The sequence below is a fragment of the Hymenobacter artigasi genome (assembly GCF_012275535.1).
GTDB lineage: Bacteria > Bacteroidota > Bacteroidia > Cytophagales > Hymenobacteraceae > Hymenobacter > Hymenobacter artigasi.
Window position 1 is genome coordinate 19732 of record NZ_JAAVTK010000006.1, and the last position, 17864, is coordinate 37595.

Below are 17864 nucleotides of genomic sequence, written 5' to 3' on the forward strand. Positions count from 1 at the left end.
TTACCCAAATACGGGCACCACGCGCCCTTCCTCCACCTTCAGCGCGGCATCGTATTTCTTGCCGGTTTTGGCCGAGAGAAAGCCTTTTATCACGCTGGTTTCGCCCTTGCGCAGCAGCTGCTTGAGCTGGGTTTCGGTGAGCTGCTTGCCACCCCACTCGAAGCCCACGCGGAACTGGCAGTCTTCGCGGAAGCGCGAGCAGCCGTAGGCCGTTTTGCCCTTGAGCATGGTGCCGAGCTTGCACACCGGGCACGGAATCAGGCCCGAATCGGGGGCGGCGCCGGGCTTGCTGTCGGCTACCTGCAGCAGGATGGGCTGGAAAGAGTTGTCGAGCCCGATGGCAGCGTCGAACTTCTGGCCCTCGGCCCCGATGAAGCCTTTCATCACGGGCGTGCGGCCTTTGGCCAGCAGGGCTTTCACCTGCGGGTCGCTCAGCTTCTTGCCGTGCACTTCGGCCGGCAGGCGGAAGGTGCAGCCCTCGCGGAAGCGCACGCAGCCAAAGGCCGTTTTGCCGCGGACCACATGGCCGGTTTTGCAGGCCGGGCAGTAGCCCAGGCCATTCCCGGGGGGAGGTGGTGAGTTAAGAGTTGAGAGTGAAGAGTTAGGAGTTTTGGTTCTGCTCTTGCCGTCTGCAACTCTTGACTCTTCACTCTTACCTTTTAACGCTATTTCCGCGCTGCCGGAGGTCACCATGCGGCCACGGTTGTCCTGCTTCACTTCCTGCACCATCTCCTTCACCAGCCCCGAAAGCTCGCCCAGGAAGCCTTCCGACGACAGCTCGCCGCGCTCAATCTGGCGCAGCTTGTGCTCCCACTGGCCCGTCAACTCCGCCGATTTTAGGGTGGGGTTGCGGATGAGGTCAATCAATTCTACTCCCGTGGGGGTGGGGATGATGCGCTTCTTTTCGCGCTTAATGTAGTTGCGCTTGAACAGGGTTTCGATGATGGCGGCGCGGGTGCTGGGCCGGCCAATGCCGTTTTCCTTCATGGCCTGGCGCAGTTCCTCGTCGTCAATGTTGCGGCCGGCCGTTTCCATACCGCGCAGCAGCGTGGCCTCGGTGTAGTCCTTGGGCGGCTGGGTCATCTTGCTATCCAGGCGCGGGTCGTGGGGGCCGCTTTCGCCCTTCACGAAGTTGGGCAGCACGGTGGCCACGGCATCGTCGTCATCTGGTGCCTGGTTGTTGGTGCCTGGTGCCTGGGCCGGTTTGGGGGCGGCCTGCTGGGTGGGGTCGCCGTAGACGACGCGCCAGCCGGGGTTGAGAATCTGGCGGCCGCGCACGCGGAAGGGGCGCTCGGCGGCTTCGGCCAGCACGGTGGTGTTGCTCACCTCGCAATCGGGGTAGAAGGCGGCGATGAAGCGGCGCGTGATGATGTCGTATACGCTGGTTTCCATGCCGCCGCCGGGGCCGGCCGCGCCCGTTGGAATAATGGCGTGGTGGTCGGTGACTTTGTTGTTGTTGAAAACCTTGGGCGTTTTGGGAATCTTGGCGGCCAGCAGCGGTGCCGTCAGCGCCTCATAGCCCCGGATGCCGCGCATGATGCCGGGGATTTTTGCGTACTGGTCGTCGGGCAGGAAGGTGGTATCGACGCGCGGATAGCTCACGGCCTTCTTCTCGTACAATGCCTGCACGATTTTCAGCGTGTCCTCGGCCGAGAGGCTCAGCTGGTTGTTGCACTGCACCTGAAGGGAAGTAAGGTCAAAGAGGCGCGGCGGGGATTCGCGTCCTTTTTTGATTTCCACATCGGTGACACGCAGCGGGGCGGGGCGCACGGCTTCAAGGGCTTCGCGGGCCTCTTCTTCGGTCACAAAATAGCCCAGGGCCCGCAGGCGGCTCTTGGTATCGGGCGCGGCGTCGGCGTCTTTGGCCTTGTCGGGGGCGGCCATGTGGCTGAACAGCGTACCCCGGTATTCGGTCTTCAACACCCAATACGGCTCCGAGCGAAAGTTCTGGATTTCGTGCCAGCGCTCCACCAGCAGGGCCAGCGTGGGCGTTTGCACGCGCCCGATGCTCAGCAGCTGCTTGTCCTGGTAGGTGGTGTATTTGAGGGTGAAGAGGCGGGTGGCGTTCAGGCCCAGCAGCCAGTCGCCCACCGCCCGGCTCTTACCGGCCTGGTATAGACTGTCGAACTCGCTGGCCTCGCGCAAGTTGGCAAAGCCCTGGCGAATGGCTTCCTCCGTAAGCGAAGAAATCCAGAGGCGCTTCACGGGCTTGCGGCACTTGGCCTCCTGCAGCACCCAGCGCTGAATGACCTCCCCTTCCTGGCCGGCGTCGCCGCAGTTTATCACTTCAGTGGCCTCGTCCACCAGCTTCTTGATGGTGTTGAACTGCCGCACCACGCCATCGTCACGGCGCATGAGCTTGATGCCGAACTTCTCCGGAATCATGGGCAGGTTGTGCAGGCTCCAGCGCTTCCATTCGGGCTGGTAGTCATCGGGCTCCTTGAGCTGGCAGAAGTGGCCGAAGGTCCAGGTCACCTGGTAGCCGTTGCCTTCCATGTAGCCGTCCATGCGGCGGGTGGCACCCAGCACGTTGGCAATCTCACGGGCGACACTGGGCTTTTCGGCAATGCAAACTATCACGGATTCTCGGTTGATTAATTCGGAGGGCGCTGATTGATTTCGGCGCGGGGAATTAACAAAGGTAACCGCGAAAAAGGTCGCATTCGGGCAGCTTGCGGCTGATGCCGGCTGGCCCCTGGCGCGAGTTTAGCGCAACGCAGTGAAGCGTAACTCGTGCCGACTGTGATGGGTAGGCTGGGCCTCCCCTGCCGCGCCAGCGGCAAGCCGGCACCGGGCCGTGCTGGTGGGCCGTGCTGGTGGGCCGTTTCATGGGAGGCGCAGCCTCCCCCGGATGGCCGGCACGAGTTACGCTGCGCTAAACTCGCGCCAGAACGGCCAGACCGAGTTGCCCAATGATGCGGCCGGCCCTACTTGTCCAGCACGGCCAGCAGCTCGCGGTGCATCACCTGGGCCAGGTAGCGCGCCTCGTCGAGGCGTGACTCGTGGTAACGCCGGGTGTCCTCCGATTCGGGGGCGGGGTCCAGCCGGCGCAGCGCGGCCAGGGTGCTGAGGCGGGTGAGCGACTGCTGCACGGTGGCATCGACGCGGGAGCGCAGGCCCTCCGGCACAGTAAAGCCGTTGGCCTGGGCGGCTTGCAGGCGCAGCAGCTCCTGGGCCACCCGGGCCAGGTCCTTCAGCAGGTGGCCCTCCAAGGGGGTGAGCTGGCGGGGGCGGTGGTCCATGATGCAGAGGCTGCCTAATGACAGGCCTTCGGGTGAGCGCAGGGCCTGCCCGGCATAGAAGCCCAGGTTCATTTCCTGCGCCACGTAGGGATTGACGAGGTCACAGGGCTGGACGACCACGTCGCGGAATTCGGTGAGTTCGTCGCTGAGAATGGCCACCGAGCACATGCTGTCCTGACGGTCTACCACCAAGGCTTCGGGCAAGCCCTCGTTGCCGATGAACACCACGTCGTCGGCCCGCACCAGGCTCACGAGGGCAATGGGCATGTCGAAGAGCTTGGCCACGATGCTCACAAAATCATTAAACACCTCCTGCCCGGGCGTGCCCAGCACCTGGTAGGGCTGCAGGGCCGCCAGGCGCTCGTGTTCGTAGGAAGGTATCAGGCCCGGGTACTGGTTGGTGTTCATGGATAAGCTGAGGAGTTCAGCCGCCAACTAGTTGAGTGATGGAATAGTTCGACAATGCGGGTAGTGGTAAGGGTGTCGCACTGTGCCAGAGAAACGTCGGTGGTTGTCTGGCTTGTCGTAGGGCAACGTTTATAAAGTCTAACAAACATATCACAAGCAATTAAAAATCAATGCCTTTCACTAATATCACCGTATTAACAAGGTCTTATCCGCTCAACTTTCGGTTTGTTAGTACCAGCAAATGATGCGAATCTTGCAGGGGTAAGCACCTTCCCTTTCACACGCCATGAAAACACTTTCCGCGCTTCGAACAGTGTTGCTAAGCTCAGCTCTGCTCAGCAGCAGCGCCTGCAAGAAAACGGGCCCCGAAATTGAGGGCCTGTCGTTCGTTGACGGTGTACCTTACTATCATTTCACGAATAATGACCGGCTGTGGCTTGGAATCAAATCCGGCGACGAATGGAAGATGGAAAACACGCGGGGCTACCAGCGCGTGTACCGCACATCGGTTATCATCCACGACATTCAGAAAGCACTTTACAACAATTCTGTCGGCACCTACATTACCCCCACAAAGCCGGAGGCATATCAGGACGTTATGTATATCCGCCTAGCACGTACCGACAGCGTTGCCGGGTTCAGCGAATTACGTTTCTATCGCGAGGCAGCGCACCGCACCGGGTATCCGGCGGGCGGGTTCGACCCCGATAAAAGTGAATTTTATGCTCAGGGCGAGTGGGCTGACTTTGTCGGCAATTCTGACCGCTACGCCAGCACCTACTATTGCCGGGGCCTCAGCATGCCGCACGGCACCGCGCTGAATGGACCTTTTCAACAGCTCACCGTGTACGGCCGAACATACGGCGAAGTGGTGCCTTTCATTGGGAATTCGCGTGGTGCTGCCTGTAGTCCGGTGCCCTCGTCCTACATGCAGGAGCTGTACTACGACCGTCAGGCGGGCTTGGTTCGGATGGTGAGCCTTGCGGGGGAAGTTTGGGAAAGGGTGCCATAAACAGTTGCAACAGCCATTTCGGCAAACTGGTCGTGGTCCAGGCGCAGGTTCTCAAAGAAATTCTCGAACCGGGCGGCGTACCTAGCTTGGGCCATGCGGTAGGTGTAGGGGCTTGGTGAATAGGTAGGCAAGAGGCAGGATTTATTTGGAAACGGCCCCGACCACAACCGGCCCCGAAGGCCGCCGTAGACACCCAACACCTTCCCCCCATTTTACCATGGCCCGCATCATTGTCGGTTTATTCACCAGCGCTTCCGAAGCTACATTCGCCGCTACTCAGGCCCAGGCGGCCGGCCTCGCCCCCAGCGCCATCAACATTGCCACCCAGGCAAGCCTGCAGGCCCAGCACCTGCCCGATGCCGGCGCATCTGCCGAGCCTTTTTTCGACAGTGTGACGCGGTTTTTCACGGACCTTTTTAGCGGCAATCAGCTCGATGATGCCCAGGCATACATCGCCGCCACCGGCCCCGATACGGCCGTGCTCACCATCGAAACCGCCACCGTCGAAGAAGCCGAGCTGGCCCGCGCCGTCCTCGACCGCAACGGGGCCGTGGATGTGTACAAGCAACGCCCCCTCGCCCCCACCACCAGCACGGGCGAGATTCACATCGAAATTGACCTAGAAGGCGACCTCGGCCGGCTGCGCGATGATGATGAGTTGGATGCCAACGGCCTAACCACGCATTAGGAGTTAGGAGTTAGGAGTTAAGAATAGGCTCTTCCTAATACTTAACTCCTAACTCCTAACTCCTAACTTTTAATTCTTTACCCCTTCCTGCGCCAGCCGCAGCTTGCTGTGTTTCTTGCCGTAGCTGAAGTAGATAACCATGCCGATGGCCAGCCACACGATGAGGCGCAGCCAGGTTTCCCAGGGCAGCGAGGCCATCATTACCACGCAGACCACAATGCCCAGGATGGGCACCACCGGCACCCACGGCGTGCGGAACGAACGCGGCGCATCGGGGTTGGTTTTGCGCATAATCATCACGCCGAGACACACCATCACGAAGGCCAGCAGCGTGCCGATGCTCGTCATTTCGCCCACCACCGAAATGGGCACAAAGCCCGCAAACAGCGCAATGAAGCACCCCAGCAACAGCGTGGACTGCGACGGCGTGTTGAATTTAGGATGCAGCCGCGAAAACACCGGCGGCAGCAGGCCATCCTTCGACATCGAAAAGAACACCCGCGACTGCCCCAGCAAATCCACCAATATCACGGAGGTGTAGCCAATGAGAATGGCCATAATCACGGCCGACGACAGCCAGGCATAAGGCGTTTTTTCGATGGCAATGGCCACCGGCGCGGCGCTGTTCTTGAACTCCGTGTAGTTGGCCAGGCCCGTGAGGACGTGCCCGAATAGCACGAACAGCACCGTGCACACCGCCAGCGAGCCCAGAATGCCAATGGGCATGTTGCGCTGCGGGTTCTTGGTTTCCTGGGCCATGGTGGCCACGATATCGAAGCCGATGAAGACGAAGAAAATAACGCCTGCCCCGCGCAGGATGCCGCTCAGGCCGAACTCGCCAAACTTGCCGGTGTTGGCCGGGATGTAGGGTTGGTAGTTGGCCGGGTCGATGTATTTCCAGCCCAGGGCAATGAACACCAGCACCACGGCCACCTTCAGGGCCACCACCAGCGCATTGAACCACGCCGAGCCCTTGGTGCCGCGCGTGACGATGGCCGTAATGGCCAGCACGATGAGCATGGCCGGCACGTTCACGTAGCCGCTCACGGTGCTGCCATCGGCCAGCGTGGCCGACTCGAACGGCGACGTCACCAGCCGCGCCGGGATGTGCAGCCCGTATTTCCCCAGGAACTTAATGAGGTACTGCGACCAGCTGATGGCCACCGTGGCCGCCCCTACCGAGTATTCGAGCACCAAATCCCAGCCGATAATCCAGGCAAACAGCTCGCCCATGGTGGCGTAGGAATACGTGTAGGCCGAGCCTGACACCGGCACCAGCGCCGCAAACTCGGCGTAGCACAGCGCCGAGAAGGCGCAGCCCACGGCCGCCACAATAAAGGAAAGCGTAACGGCCGGCCCCGCGTTATTGGCCGCCGCAATGCCGGTGAGCGAAAACAGGCCCGCCCCGATAATAACCCCGATGCCGATGGCAATCAGGCTCACGCCGTTCAGGCTGCGCTTGAGGGTATTCGCCCCCGTTTCAGCGGCTTCCTGGCGAAGCAGCTCCAGTGATTTTGTTAACATAAACAGATAGAAGCGCGCCACGCCACCGCCCCACCCGGAGCGGCCGTGCCGCAAAGCAAAAAGCCCGTAAAAAATGGAATGAGAGGGGGCCGGCCGCCTCGGCTACCGGCCGCTAGTACCCGGCATCAACAGCAACAACAGCCCGCGACCAGTTGGCCCAACCCCAGCGGGCAGGCACTAAAAACACCAGAAAAAGCAAGCGAGGCAGCGAAAACGGCAGGCACGGCAGTTGTTTTTATATAATCAGGACTTGGCACCGGGCCGCGATTGCGGATGGTTGCCGGCGCTTCATCGAGCCTGTCTCTCAGCGCCTCTGTATAAAAACAATCCTTCCGGAGAAAGAATTGATGGCGCAAAGGTAGTACCGGCCGGGCATACCAGCACCCTGCTGCCGCCGCGATAACCCCGCCGCCCCAGCCCACGTATGGACGAGGCATTTGGCTGATGCCTCGTTTAGCCGCCCTACTTGCCCGACATCCCTAGTTTATGCCCGATACCGTTGTGCACGCCGAGCCTTATGGCAGCCTGCTTTTTGCCCCCGAAGTCCCCTGTTTCATCATCTCCTGGCACGGCTTTGCCAACAGCGAGCAGTTCCGCTTCCTAATGAACCGGGGCCTGGAGCTGTACAAAGCCGAAGCCGCCCGCACGCAGCCCTTGGGCTGGCTCGCCGACACCCGCGACGTGCAGGCCGTGAAGCCCGCCGACCAGGAATGGATGCGCACCGACTGGAACATCCGCGCCCAGCAGGCCGGCATCAACCACGTCAGCTTCGTGGTACCGGAAACCGTGTTCGGCCAGATTTCGGTGCAGAGCTACACCCATAACGTGGCCGAAGCTGATGAGTACGAGATAGAAACTGCCCAGCACCGAACGCTGGAGGAGGCCAAGGATTGGCTGAAAGCGGCGATTCGCTAACCGCACCGGTTGGGGAAATCCGAATAAAAAAGAACGTCATGCCGAGCGTAGCCGAGGCATCTCGCGTGCAGTAGTAATCCATTCTGTTGAGTTACTATCACAAGCGAGATGCCTCGGCTACGCTCGGCATGACGTTCCTTATTTCGGGCCTACCGCCGCAGTGCTAGGCGCACGCCGGCCATCAGCCAGCGGCCGGGCATCTGGGCCCCCAGCAGGTCGGAGTATTTGGCGTCGAACAGGTTTTGGGCCTGGCCCACCACCCACAGGCGCTCGGGCAGCAGCGCTACGTCGAAGCGGCCGTTGATGACCACATAGTCGGAGGAAAGCGTGAAGTCGCCCACCGGCGGCACCCCGGCGCGCTGCTTGTACACCCCGCCCAGGCTGGCCGTGAAGCGGCGGTGCACCAGGCTCAGGTTGCCGCTCACGAGCTGCTTCGCCACGTTGCTCAGGTACTGCGACACGATGCTGCCGTCCACGTTCAGGTGGGTGTAGGTGTAGCCCACGCTGCCATCGAGGCGCAGGCCGGTGGTGAGCTGGGCGCGGGTGCTGGCTTCAAATTCCAGCCCCTGCGTGCTCACGGCAAACAGGTTCTGGGCGTAGCGGTAAGTGGCGGCCGGGTTCAGGTTGGTGAAGCCGGTGCCGGCCTGCACTTCGCTGCCGGGCGTGGCCACGTAGTCAATCAGGTTGCGGCCGTAGCGGTTGAAGTAGGTGCCGCGCAGCGTGAGCGCCGGGCAAAGCACGTAGTCGAGGCCACCCTCGTAGCTCCAGGTGCGCTCGGCGGCCAGGCCGGGATTGCCCACGTTGAAGCCGTTGGGCACGGTGCCGGGCCGGATGGCCGAGTTGTACTGCTCAGTAAAGTTGGCCGCCCGGATGGCGCGGCCCACGGCGGCGCGCACGGTCAGCTTCTCGCCCAGCAGCTGGCTGGCCGTGAGTTGGGGCAGCAACTCGGTACCGTAGGCCTGGTCGTGGTCGAGGCGCAGGGCGGCGGTCAGGTTCAGGCCGGTGGCCGGCGTGAGGCCGGCCACGGCAAATGCGCCCTGGTGCCACACGGCGTGGTTGCCGCGGTCGTTGCTGCGCACGCTGCGTTTATCAGCTTGGCCGCCCAGGGTCAGCTGCACCTTGTCCGAGAGGCGCAGCTGGTGCTGGGCCTGCAGGTTGAGGTAGTGCATGAGGTGGTCGCTGGCCGCCGAGGTGGGCGTGTACAGGTAGTAATCGGTGCTGCTGGTGCCCACCATTTGCAGCTCGGTGCGGGCGCGGGCATTCCAGTCGTAGCGCAGCTGGCCCTGGTACCAGTCGCGCGAAGTGGTTTCGCGGGCGCGGTCGCCAGCGTTGGTCGTGTAGAAGTTCTGGGCGTTGTAGTCGCGGCGGTCGAAGCTGGCGCGGGCAGCGGCGCTCAGCTTGTTGCTGATTTGGTACGCGCCGGAGAGCGAGTAAGTATTCAGCTTGAAGTCGTTGCGCCCGCCGCCGGGCAGGCCTAGCAGCTGGCCGCTGGCGGTATTGTTGAGGATGCCGCCGGCCAGGCGCAGGCCCTTATCCTGGCCATAAAAGCCGGCGTTGGTGGTTTTCAGGTCGTACTCGCCGGCCATGAACGTGCCGCCCACTTCCACGCCATCGGGCCGGTGGGTGGCGGCGAAGGTTTTGGTGACGATGTTCACGAAGCCGCCCACGGCATCGGGGCCGTAAAGGGCCGCGCCGGGGCCGCGCACTACTTCAATCTGCTCAATCTCGGCCGGGGTGATGGGCAGGTAGCCCGCGAAGTGGCCCGTGAGCGGGTCATTCAGCCGCATGCCATCGAGCAGAATGAGCACCTGGTTGAACGTAGAGCCGCGCAGCGTAATATCGGCCTGCGTGCCGAAGTTGCCCCGGCTCTGCATCTCAATGGCCGGAAGCAGGCGCAGCAAGTCATCGAGCGAAGCCACTGGATACTGGCTGAGCGTGCGGCCGGAAACAACGGTCACGTAGCGGCCGGTCTGGCCGGCTACCTGGTTGAGGCGGGTGCCGTACACGGTCACCTCATTCAGGGCGCGGGTACTGTCGGCCGGGGCACTCTGGGCGAAAGCATTAGCCGTGAAAAGGGTACAGAAAAGCGGGGTAGCGTAGCGCGTAAGTCGCATTCTTAAGGGGGTTGATGGGGGTGCAAAGCTACTGTAGCGCGGACGGTGCAAGTCCGCGTCTCGCTGCATCGCAGCGAATATTCGTTGCTTATTATCGCAGCAGCATATCACATTTCCGCGTGTCGCCGTGCTGCGGCGACGCGCAGACTTGCAAAGTCCACGCTACTTTCGTCCCCGTGTCAGGCAACGTCAGCCTCGCGCCCGCGTCCTTCGCGCGAAACTCATTTCCCACCATTCGTTTCTCTATGAAGCACCTTTTCGCGCTGGGCCTGCTGGGCCTGGCGGCCACCAGCCCGGCTTTCGCGCAGGCTCCCACCCCGCCGGCTGCCAAGCCCGAATCTCCCTACCGCGCCTCGGCCACCAAGGTCAACGACCTGGTACACACCAAGCTCGACGTTCGTTTCGACTATGCCAAGCGTTACCTCTACGGCAAGGAGTGGGTCACGCTCAAGCCCCATGGCTACCCCACCGACTCGCTCCGTCTCGATGCCAAAGGCATGGACATCAAAGCTGTAGCCCTGATGAGCGGCGACAAGCAAACCCCGCTCAAATACGACTACGCCGATGGCATGAATCTGCGCATCAACCTGGGCCGCGTTTTCAAGCCCGGCGAGGAGTACACGGTCTACATCGACTACGTGTCGAAGCCCGACGAGCTGAAGGTGAAAGGCTCGGCCGCTATCACCGATGCCAAAGGCCTGTATTTCATCAACCCCGACTCGGCCGTGGCCGGCAAGCCGGTGCAAATCTGGACACAGGGTGAGACCGAGGGCTCGTCGGCCTGGTTCCCCACCATCGACCGTCCGAACCAGAAAACCACTGAGGAAATCTCGATGACCGTGCCGGCTAAGTACGTCACGCTCAGCAACGGCCGCATGGTGAGCAGCACGCCCGCCGGACCCGGCCTGCGCACCGACGTGTGGAAGATGGAGCTGCCCCACGCCCCCTACCTGTTCATGATGGCCGTGGGCGACTTCAAAATCTACAAGGATACCTGGCGCGGCAAGGAGGTTAATTATTACCTCGAACCCAAGTACGCGCCTTACGCCAAGCAGATTTTCGGCAACACGCCCGACATGCTGGAGTTCTACTCCAACCGCCTCGGCGTGGAGTACCCGTGGAATAAGTACAGCCAGATTGTGGCCCGCGACTATGTGAGCGGCGCCATGGAAAACACCACCGCCACCCTGCACGGCGAGCAGGTACAAATGACTGACCGCGAGCTGATTGACCGCGAATACGGCTCCGAATCGGTGATTGCGCACGAGCTGTTCCACCAGTGGTTTGGCGACTACGTGACGGCCGAAAGCTGGTCCAACATCACCGTAAACGAAACGATGGCCGACTTCTCGGAAGGCCTCTACGCCGAGCACAAGTACGGCAAGGACGCCGCCGATGCCCACTACTACCGCTACCTGCGCCGGTACCTGAGCTCGCCCCGCGACGCCGCCAAAACCCTGGTGCGCTTCCACTACGACGAGCAGGAGGAAGTATTTGACCTGGTGAGCTACCAGAAGGGCGGGGCCATTATGGACATGCTGCGCACTTACCTGGGCGACGACGTGTTTTTCTCCGGCTTGCAGAAATATCTGCAGGACAACAAGTTCGGCAACGGCGAGGCCCACCAGATGCGCCTGGCGTTTGAGGCCGTGTCGGGCCAGGACTTGAACTGGTTCTGGAACCAGTGGTACTTCGCCCCCGGCCACCCCATTGTGAGCATCGACTACGCCTGGGATGCCGCCAAAAAGATGCAGTCCGTGACGGTGAAGCAGACCCAGCCGGGCCAGCCCTTCCAGCTGCCTTTCACCATCGACTACTACGTGGGCGGTAAGGTGCTGCACCAGCCCGTGACCATGACGGAGGCCAGCCAGACCTTCACCATGCCCCTAGCGGCCAAGCCCGACCTGGTGAACGTGGACGCCAATAAGAAAACCCTGTGGCTGAAAACCGATAACAAATCGGCCGCCGAGTACGCCTTCCAGTACGCCCACGCGCCCCTGTTCGTGGACCGCCGCGAGGCCATTGACGCCGCTGCCAAGGACCAGACCATTGCCGCCAACCGCGCTACGCTGCTGGCCGCCCTCAACGACAAGTTCTACAACAACCGCCTGGCCGCCGTGGAGGCCTTGAAGCTGGACGATAAGGCCGTGGCCAAAGCCGCCGCGCCCGCCCTGCGCAAGCTCGCCGCCACTGAGAAAGAGCCCTGGGTGCAGTCCTCGCTGCTCGGCGCACTGGCTAAGGTGAAGGACAAGAAGGACGAAGCGTACATCAGCAAGCAGCTCAGCAGCCAGTCGTACAACGTGCAGGGTGCGGCCCTGCGCGCCCTGGCCGCCGTGCAGCCCACCCAGGCCCTGGCCCGTGCCAAAACCTACGAGGCCAACGCCCAGGGCGCAGTAGCCCAGGCCGTAACCGAAGTATATGCCAAGAACGGCGGCCAGGCCCAGTGGGCCTTCGTGCGTGACCGGTTCGACGCGGCCCGCCCCCAGGGCAAGTTCAACATGATGGAGCCGCTGGCCACCATCACCGGCCGCCTCGACGATGCCGCTTCCATCACCGAAGGCATCACCCGCCTCCAGGAAATCGGCGTCAAGTACAAATCCTACGGAGCCGACCGCCCCATCGTGAACCTGCTGCAAGGTGTGGCCAAAGCGCAGGCCGGTCGCCCGCAGGCCGCCACTACCCAGCAGGCCGTGGAGCAAGCCGTGGCTGCCGTGCAAGCCGCCAAGTAGTGCTGCTGATTTAGCAGTGCCGCTTGACGTTCTTCACTACTAAAAAAGCCCTATCGCATTGCGCGACAGGGCTTTTTTGTGGGTGGTGGTTGGCAGCTATTTGGGGAAACGGGGAAGAATCTACTCGCCTTCGGCTACTGCGGCCGGGGTTAGCTCAGGCGTTTCTTCGGTAGCAGCGTCGTGGTCCTGTGCCTCGGTGGCGTAAATGTGCTCCATATCAGTTATCACATCTTCGCCGTCCACGTTCAGGTCTTTCAGCACGCCATCGGCAATGTCGTAGACGAGGCCGTGCAGGCGGGGCGGGTTTTCGCCGCGCATCGCGTTCTGGATGATGTTGGTTTTGGCCAGGTTGCGCACCTGCTCAATCACATTCAGCTCCACGAGGCGGCGCAGGCGGGCCGTATCGTCTTTCTCGCGCAGGTACTCGGCTTCGTGCAGCCGGATAACGTCGCGAATATTCACCAGCCAGTTGTCAATCATGCCATACTGCTTGTTGGCGGCCGCCGCGGCCACGCCGCCGCAGCCGTAGTGCCCGCACACCAGAATGTCTTTCACGCCCAGCACTTCCACGGCATATTGCAGCACGCTCAGCAGGTTCATGTCGGTGTGCACCACCAGGTTGGCAATGTTGCGGTGCACAAACATCTCGCCCGGGCCCGTGCCCGTGATTCCGGAGGCCGGTACCCGCGAATCGGAACAGCCGATGAACAGGTATTTGGGGCTCTGGCCATTGGCTAGGCGCTGGAAAAATTCGGGGTCCTCCGCGTTTCTAGACGCCACCCAATGCTTGTTATTTTCGAGAATTTCGCTGATACCAGCCATAGTTAAAACAGGTAAGTTGATGGCCGGAAACCGCCGAAGCGGCCCACCAGCCCCGGTAAAGCACCAGCGCCCAAGTAGCGCGGTGCAGGGAGGTAAACGCTACGGCAAGGTAGCGCCAATTCGTCGGCAGGAATCCTCCGCCAGGCGCGGCCGCGCCGTTCAGGCGCTACGGCGGCGGTGGCCGTTCAGGCTGCCGCTGGCGGCCCGGTCTGCCACCAGCGGCCGCGTCCCGCGCGAAACCGTGAGCCGGGGAGCGGCCGCCGCCGGGTGCGTGGCGTAGATTTCGGCCCAGCCACTGATGGCATCCACGTTCAGGTTGTTCAGCTGGCCGGTAGCTGCTTCGTATACTAGGCCGTGCAGGCGGAGCGTGCGGCCGGCCTGGATGGCATTCTGAAAGAGGCTGGTTTTGGCCAGGTTGCGCACCTGTTCCATCACGTTCAGCTCTACGAGGCGGCGCAGGCGGGCCGTGTCGTCGCCGATGCGCAGCAGCTCCTTTTCGTGCAGCCGCACCACGTCGCGCACCTGCGTGAGCCAGCTATCGAGCAGGCCGTTTTGCTGATGCGAGGCGGCAGCAGCCACCCCAGCGCAATCGTAGCTGCCACAGACGATAATGTCTTCGATATCCGTGTTTTGCACGGCGTGTTGTAGCACACTCAGCAGGCTCATATCGGAGTGCGCTACCAGGTTGGCCACATTGCTGTGCGTCAACACTTCACCGGGCTTCAGGCCCAGCAACTCGTTGGCAGCCACGCCCAAATCGGAGCAGCCGATGAACAAGTATTTCGGGGCGAAGCCGGCCACCCGCTTGGTGAAATAAGCCGGGTCCCGGCTGGCTTTCTCAGCCACCCACCGTTGGTTATTTTGCAGAAGCTGGCTGATGGTGGTCATGATAATGGAGAAGAAACTGGTGATGCAACAGATAACACGATGCTCAATTAAACCCTTGCACACCAATAATTTGACAAGCTTCGGGCAGACACATAGGCTGGTGAGTGATGCAGCCCATCAACCCGGGAGCCACGCTAGTGCGTACCCAGCGCTACCTGGCGGATGCCACGCGTTTCCAACTCAATTCCCCGAGCCGGGGCCGCCTGGCGGAACGCCTCAATGGCTTCGAGCACGTCGTGGTCGATGACATCGGAACGAGTGCCGTCGAGGATGACGCGGCTGTTGGCGGGCAGCTGCTCCAAGGTGGTCACGATGCTGGCCTTGTTAAGGAAGGAAACGTGCTCGGGCAGCCGCAGATGCAGCTGGCGGCCATCTTCGCCTTCGGCGGTGTCGGCGGCTTCGTCGCGGCGGAGGTAGGAACCGGCCTTGGCGTTGTCGCGCAGGATGAAGAAGAAGCCCAGCACCAATCCGATGCTCACGCCCTTCAGCAAATCAGTAAACAGCACCGCCACAATCGTGATGATGAAGGGAATAAATTGCTCGCGGCCCAGCTGCCACTGCTTGCGGTAGAGGGCCGGTGTGGTGAGCTTGAAGCCTACCAGCAGCAGCACCGCCGCCAGTGCCGAGAGCGGAATCATATTCAGCACCGCGCCCAGAAACAGCAGGCTGGTAAGCAGTAGCAGGCCATGAATGAAGGCCGACATTTTGCTCTGGGCCCCGGCCGCCACGTTGGCCGACGAGCGCACGATAACGGCCGTGAGCGGCAAGCCGCCCAGCAGGCCGCTCACCAGGTTGCCCGCGCCCTGGGCCAGCAGCTCGCGGTTGGTGGGCGTGTGGCGCTTCTGCGGGTCGAGGTTGTCCACGGCTTCCACGCTGAGCAGCGTTTCGAGCGAGGCCACCACGGCAATGGTGAAGGCCACGCCGTAGGTAGCGGGGTTGCGCAGGGCACTGAAATCGGGGAAAATCATTTCGCCAGCCAACTGGCTCAGCGACGACAGTACCGGCAGCTTCACCAAGTGCTTGGGCAGCACTTGCAAATCGGGCGCGAATGTTCTCAGCAGCTGATTGATGCCCACGGCGGCCACCACGGCCACCAGCGCGCCCGGCACCAGCCGCGACCACGACTGCCGCCGGATGGGAGCGGTATTCCACAGCAGCAGCAGCGCCAGCGACGCCACGCCCACCAGCACCGAGCCGGGGCTGAGCGCCCGCGCCGCCGCCGCAATGGCCGAGAACGTATTCTGCCCGTTGAACTGCAGAAAGTCCATGTCCTCAAAGTAATCGGTATCAGCTCCCAGGAAATGGGGAATCTGCTTCAGAATCAGGATAATGCCAATGGCGGCCAGCATGCCGCGAATAACGGCCGCCGGGAAGTACAGGGCAATAATGCCCGCCCGGGCCAGCCCCAACCCCATCTGGATAACGCCCGCTACGGCCGTGGCTGCCAGCACCGCCGGCCACGAGCCCAGCGACGAAATAGCCGATAGCACCACCACCGTGAGGCCAGCCGCCGGCCCGCTCACGCTCACCGCCGAGCCGCTGAGCACGCTCACCACCAAGCCGCCCACAATGCCCGCAATCACACCCGCGAGCAACGGCGCGCCCGAGGCCAGCGAAATGCCCAGGCACAGCGGCAGCGCCACCAGAAAAACCACCAGCCCCGCCGGCGCATCTTGCCCGATGGTGCTGAATAGCGAGGCTTTTGGCCGGGGTTTGCCGGGCGCTACCGGGGCCGCAATGGGAGTACCGGTTTGGGCCGGCGAAGAAATTACTTGGGTCATAGCCTTGGGATTGCAGCATCGGCCCACCGCCGGGAATCAACGGAGAGGTAGAGTTTAGCACAAGGTTACGCGGGCGCTATTAAGCCCGAATTAAAGGCAAATTAAAAGGAAATTAAAACCGGATTTCAGGCCTGAGGCAACAAAAAAGGGCGTGATGCCGAGTGTAGCCGAGGCATTTGCGTGCAGCAGTAAATCAATCGCCTAGCAATTTTGCTTACGAGCGAGATGCCTCGGCTGCGCTCGGCATGACGACCTAAACAGGTTTCCCGTAAAATCAACTAACCGGCCATTCCAGCCACACCTGCGTGCCCTGGCCGGGCTCACTTTCTACGCGCACCGTGCCGCTGTGCAGCGCCATGATGCGGGCCGCCAGCGGCAGCCCAATGCCGTGCCCCGGCACCGCCCGCGCCGAGGCCGCCCGGAAAAACGGCACGAACACCTGCTGCAAATCGGCCGCCGACAGGCCCGGGCCTTCGTCGCTCACCAGCAGCGACAGATGCTTGTGGCTGCGGGCCAGCGTGGCCGTGACGGTGCCGCCGGTCTGGCGCGAGAACTTGCAGGCATTGTCCAGAATATTGAGCACGGCCGATAGCAGCAGCGCCTCATTGCCGTGCACGATAAAGGAGTCGGCCTCGCCAAAATCGAGGTCGACGCGGGAGGTGGGGTAGCGGCGCAGCAGCTGCTCGTGGGCCTGCAGCAGCAGCTCATCGAGGCGCACGGCGGCCATGGGTACCTGCGAGGGGTCGTCGGAGGCGCGGGCAATTTGCAGCAGGCCATTGGTGAGGCTGTTGAGTTGCCGGGCCGAGTCGAGGGTGCTTTGCAGCACGCGGCGGTATTCGGCGGGTGGCCGCTCGGCTTGCAGCAATGATACTTCCAGCTCGCCGATGAGGGCAGTGAGCGGCGTGCGCAGCTCGTGTGAGGCGTCGCGCACGAAGGTGCGCTGGCCTACGAAAGCTGCTTCCAGGCGGTCGAGCAGGCGGTTGAACCGCTGGGTGAGGCGGCCAATTTCGTCGGTTACTTCGCCGGTGCGGGTCAGGCGCTGGCTCAGGTCGGTGGCCGTAATGCCGTCGACCTCACGCACCATGCGGCGCAACGGGCGCAGCGCCCGGCCGGCAAAAAACCAGCTTCCCGCTCCTGCTGCCGCCACCGCTGCCAGCAGGCCCAGGGCCAGCAGCTGCCGCAGCTCGTGCAGCTGCTGGCGGCTGTCCTCATCTACCGACGAGGCCACCACCACCAGCGGGCCCAGCCGGGCATCGCGGTAGAGAAGGCCCACGGTTTCGTGGTAGTTGGTTTCGGGCTCCAGCACGGCCTGGCCGGTGCGGCGCACCTCGGCCAGCCAGGCCGGCCGTGCGGGCTGGGCCGTCCCCTGCCCTTCCCGGAACACCAGCTGGTTTTTCGCATCATATACCCTGCCCTGCTCGGCGGGCAGCGTGCGGTAAAGCTGGCGCAGGTAGCGGCGGTACGACGCCTGCTCGCCCACATCGTCGAGGTCATTCTGCCCCCCCACGTAGGCGTGCCCCACCACCAGCGTGCGCTTAAACAGGGTTTGGGTGAACTGATTGCGGCGCGACTGCTGCGTGGCAAAGTAGATAACCAGCGCAAACAACAGCAGCGTAACGGCCAGAATAGACCCGAACTGCAACGCAAGGCGGAGGCGAATGGACATTGATTGCGAATTATACAGCACGTCATGCAGAGCGCAGCGAAGCATCTCGCGTGCCACCACTAATCAATAACTCTA

12 protein-coding genes and 1 riboswitch are annotated in these 17864 nt (G+C 62.3%); of the genes, 4 read left to right on the forward strand and 8 right to left on the reverse strand.

Annotated elements, in window-relative coordinates; genetic code table 11:
* Positions 1 to 2580, reverse strand: a complete 2580-nt coding sequence (locus tag HBN54_RS11210; protein ID WP_168673303.1) for a type IA DNA topoisomerase — start codon at positions 2578 to 2580, stop codon at positions 1 to 3.
* Between the two features lie 347 nt (positions 2581 to 2927).
* Complete coding sequence (locus tag HBN54_RS11215; protein WP_168673304.1) at positions 2928 to 3650, reverse strand: hypothetical protein; 723 nt, start codon at positions 3648 to 3650, stop codon at positions 2928 to 2930.
* 286 nt (positions 3651 to 3936) lie between these two features.
* On the opposite strand from HBN54_RS11215, the gene HBN54_RS11220 reads away from it, so the two are divergent.
* Entirely contained in the window at positions 3937 to 4662 is a 726-nt protein-coding gene (locus tag HBN54_RS11220; protein ID WP_168673305.1) for a hypothetical protein, read from the forward strand.
* Positions 4663 to 4879: 217 nt separating this feature from the next.
* A complete protein-coding gene (locus HBN54_RS11225) occupies positions 4880 to 5350 on the forward strand; it encodes a hypothetical protein (RefSeq protein ID WP_168673306.1) in 471 nt (156 codons plus the stop codon).
* Between the two features lie 69 nt (positions 5351 to 5419).
* Here the strand turns inward: HBN54_RS11225 and HBN54_RS11230 are convergent, their stop codons facing one another.
* Positions 5420 to 6874 carry an amino acid permease gene (locus HBN54_RS11230; protein WP_168673307.1) on the reverse strand — a complete coding sequence of 485 codons (1455 nt, stop codon included), beginning with the start codon at positions 6872 to 6874 and terminating at the stop codon, positions 5420 to 5422.
* 232 nt (positions 6875 to 7106) lie between these two features.
* A riboswitch (SAM riboswitch) is annotated at positions 7107 to 7198 on the reverse strand.
* Between the two features lie 162 nt (positions 7199 to 7360).
* Between HBN54_RS11230 and HBN54_RS11235 the strand changes: the two genes are divergently transcribed.
* On the forward strand, positions 7361 to 7789 hold the full coding sequence (locus HBN54_RS11235; RefSeq protein ID WP_168673308.1) for a hypothetical protein: 429 nt from the start codon (positions 7361 to 7363) through the stop codon (positions 7787 to 7789).
* A gap of 149 nt (positions 7790 to 7938) precedes the next feature.
* On the opposite strand, the gene HBN54_RS11240 is transcribed toward HBN54_RS11235, so the two are convergent.
* A complete protein-coding gene (locus HBN54_RS11240; protein WP_168673309.1) occupies positions 7939 to 9903 on the reverse strand; it encodes a TonB-dependent receptor plug domain-containing protein in 1965 nt (654 codons plus the stop codon).
* A 245-nt stretch (positions 9904 to 10148) separates the two neighbouring features.
* Between HBN54_RS11240 and HBN54_RS11245 the strand changes: the two genes are divergently transcribed.
* On the forward strand, positions 10149 to 12632 hold the full coding sequence (locus HBN54_RS11245; RefSeq protein ID WP_168673310.1) for a M1 family aminopeptidase: 2484 nt from the start codon (positions 10149 to 10151) through the stop codon (positions 12630 to 12632).
* A 120-nt stretch (positions 12633 to 12752) separates the two neighbouring features.
* Here the strand turns inward: HBN54_RS11245 and HBN54_RS11250 are convergent, their stop codons facing one another.
* The 4 genes from HBN54_RS11250 to HBN54_RS11265 form a co-directional block, all read right to left on the reverse strand.
* Positions 12753 to 13454, reverse strand: a complete 702-nt coding sequence (locus tag HBN54_RS11250) for a carbonic anhydrase (protein WP_210428040.1) — start codon at positions 13452 to 13454, stop codon at positions 12753 to 12755.
* A 159-nt stretch (positions 13455 to 13613) separates the two neighbouring features.
* The gene (locus HBN54_RS11255; protein ID WP_168673311.1) at positions 13614 to 14342 is read right to left on the reverse strand and encodes a carbonic anhydrase; all 729 of its coding nucleotides are present in this window, start codon (positions 14340 to 14342) and stop codon (positions 13614 to 13616) included.
* A 134-nt stretch (positions 14343 to 14476) separates the two neighbouring features.
* Complete coding sequence (locus tag HBN54_RS11260; RefSeq protein WP_168673312.1) at positions 14477 to 16123, reverse strand: SulP family inorganic anion transporter; 1647 nt, start codon at positions 16121 to 16123, stop codon at positions 14477 to 14479.
* Between the two features lie 274 nt (positions 16124 to 16397).
* Positions 16398 to 17789: a sensor histidine kinase gene (locus HBN54_RS11265; protein ID WP_168673313.1), complete on the reverse strand. Its 1392-nt coding sequence runs from the start codon at positions 17787 to 17789 to the stop codon at positions 16398 to 16400.
* Positions 17790 to 17864 lie beyond the last annotated feature (75 nt).

Excerpts from the sequence above, each read along its gene's own strand:
- HBN54_RS11235 (WP_168673308.1), top strand. The coding sequence starts at position 7,361 with ATGCCCGATACCGTTGTGCACGCCGAGCCTTATGGCAGCCTGCTTTTT.
- HBN54_RS11260 (WP_168673312.1), bottom strand. The coding sequence starts at position 16,123 with ATGACCCAAGTAATTTCTTCGCCGGCCCAAACCGGTACTCCCATTGCG.
- HBN54_RS11265 (WP_168673313.1), bottom strand. The coding sequence starts at position 17,789 with ATGTCCATTCGCCTCCGCCTTGCGTTGCAGTTCGGGTCTATTCTGGCC.
- HBN54_RS11230 (WP_168673307.1), bottom strand. The coding sequence starts at position 6,874 with ATGTTAACAAAATCACTGGAGCTGCTTCGCCAGGAAGCCGCTGAAACG.
- HBN54_RS11215 (WP_168673304.1), bottom strand. The coding sequence starts at position 3,650 with ATGAACACCAACCAGTACCCGGGCCTGATACCTTCCTACGAACACGAG.
- HBN54_RS11220 (WP_168673305.1), top strand. The coding sequence starts at position 3,937 with ATGAAAACACTTTCCGCGCTTCGAACAGTGTTGCTAAGCTCAGCTCTG.
- HBN54_RS11255 (WP_168673311.1), bottom strand. The coding sequence starts at position 14,342 with ATGACCACCATCAGCCAGCTTCTGCAAAATAACCAACGGTGGGTGGCT.
- HBN54_RS11245 (WP_168673310.1), top strand. The coding sequence starts at position 10,149 with ATGAAGCACCTTTTCGCGCTGGGCCTGCTGGGCCTGGCGGCCACCAGC.
- HBN54_RS11240 (WP_168673309.1), bottom strand. The coding sequence starts at position 9,903 with ATGCGACTTACGCGCTACGCTACCCCGCTTTTCTGTACCCTTTTCACG.
- HBN54_RS11250 (WP_210428040.1), bottom strand. The coding sequence starts at position 13,454 with ATGGCTGGTATCAGCGAAATTCTCGAAAATAACAAGCATTGGGTGGCG.
- HBN54_RS11225 (WP_168673306.1), top strand. The coding sequence starts at position 4,880 with ATGGCCCGCATCATTGTCGGTTTATTCACCAGCGCTTCCGAAGCTACA.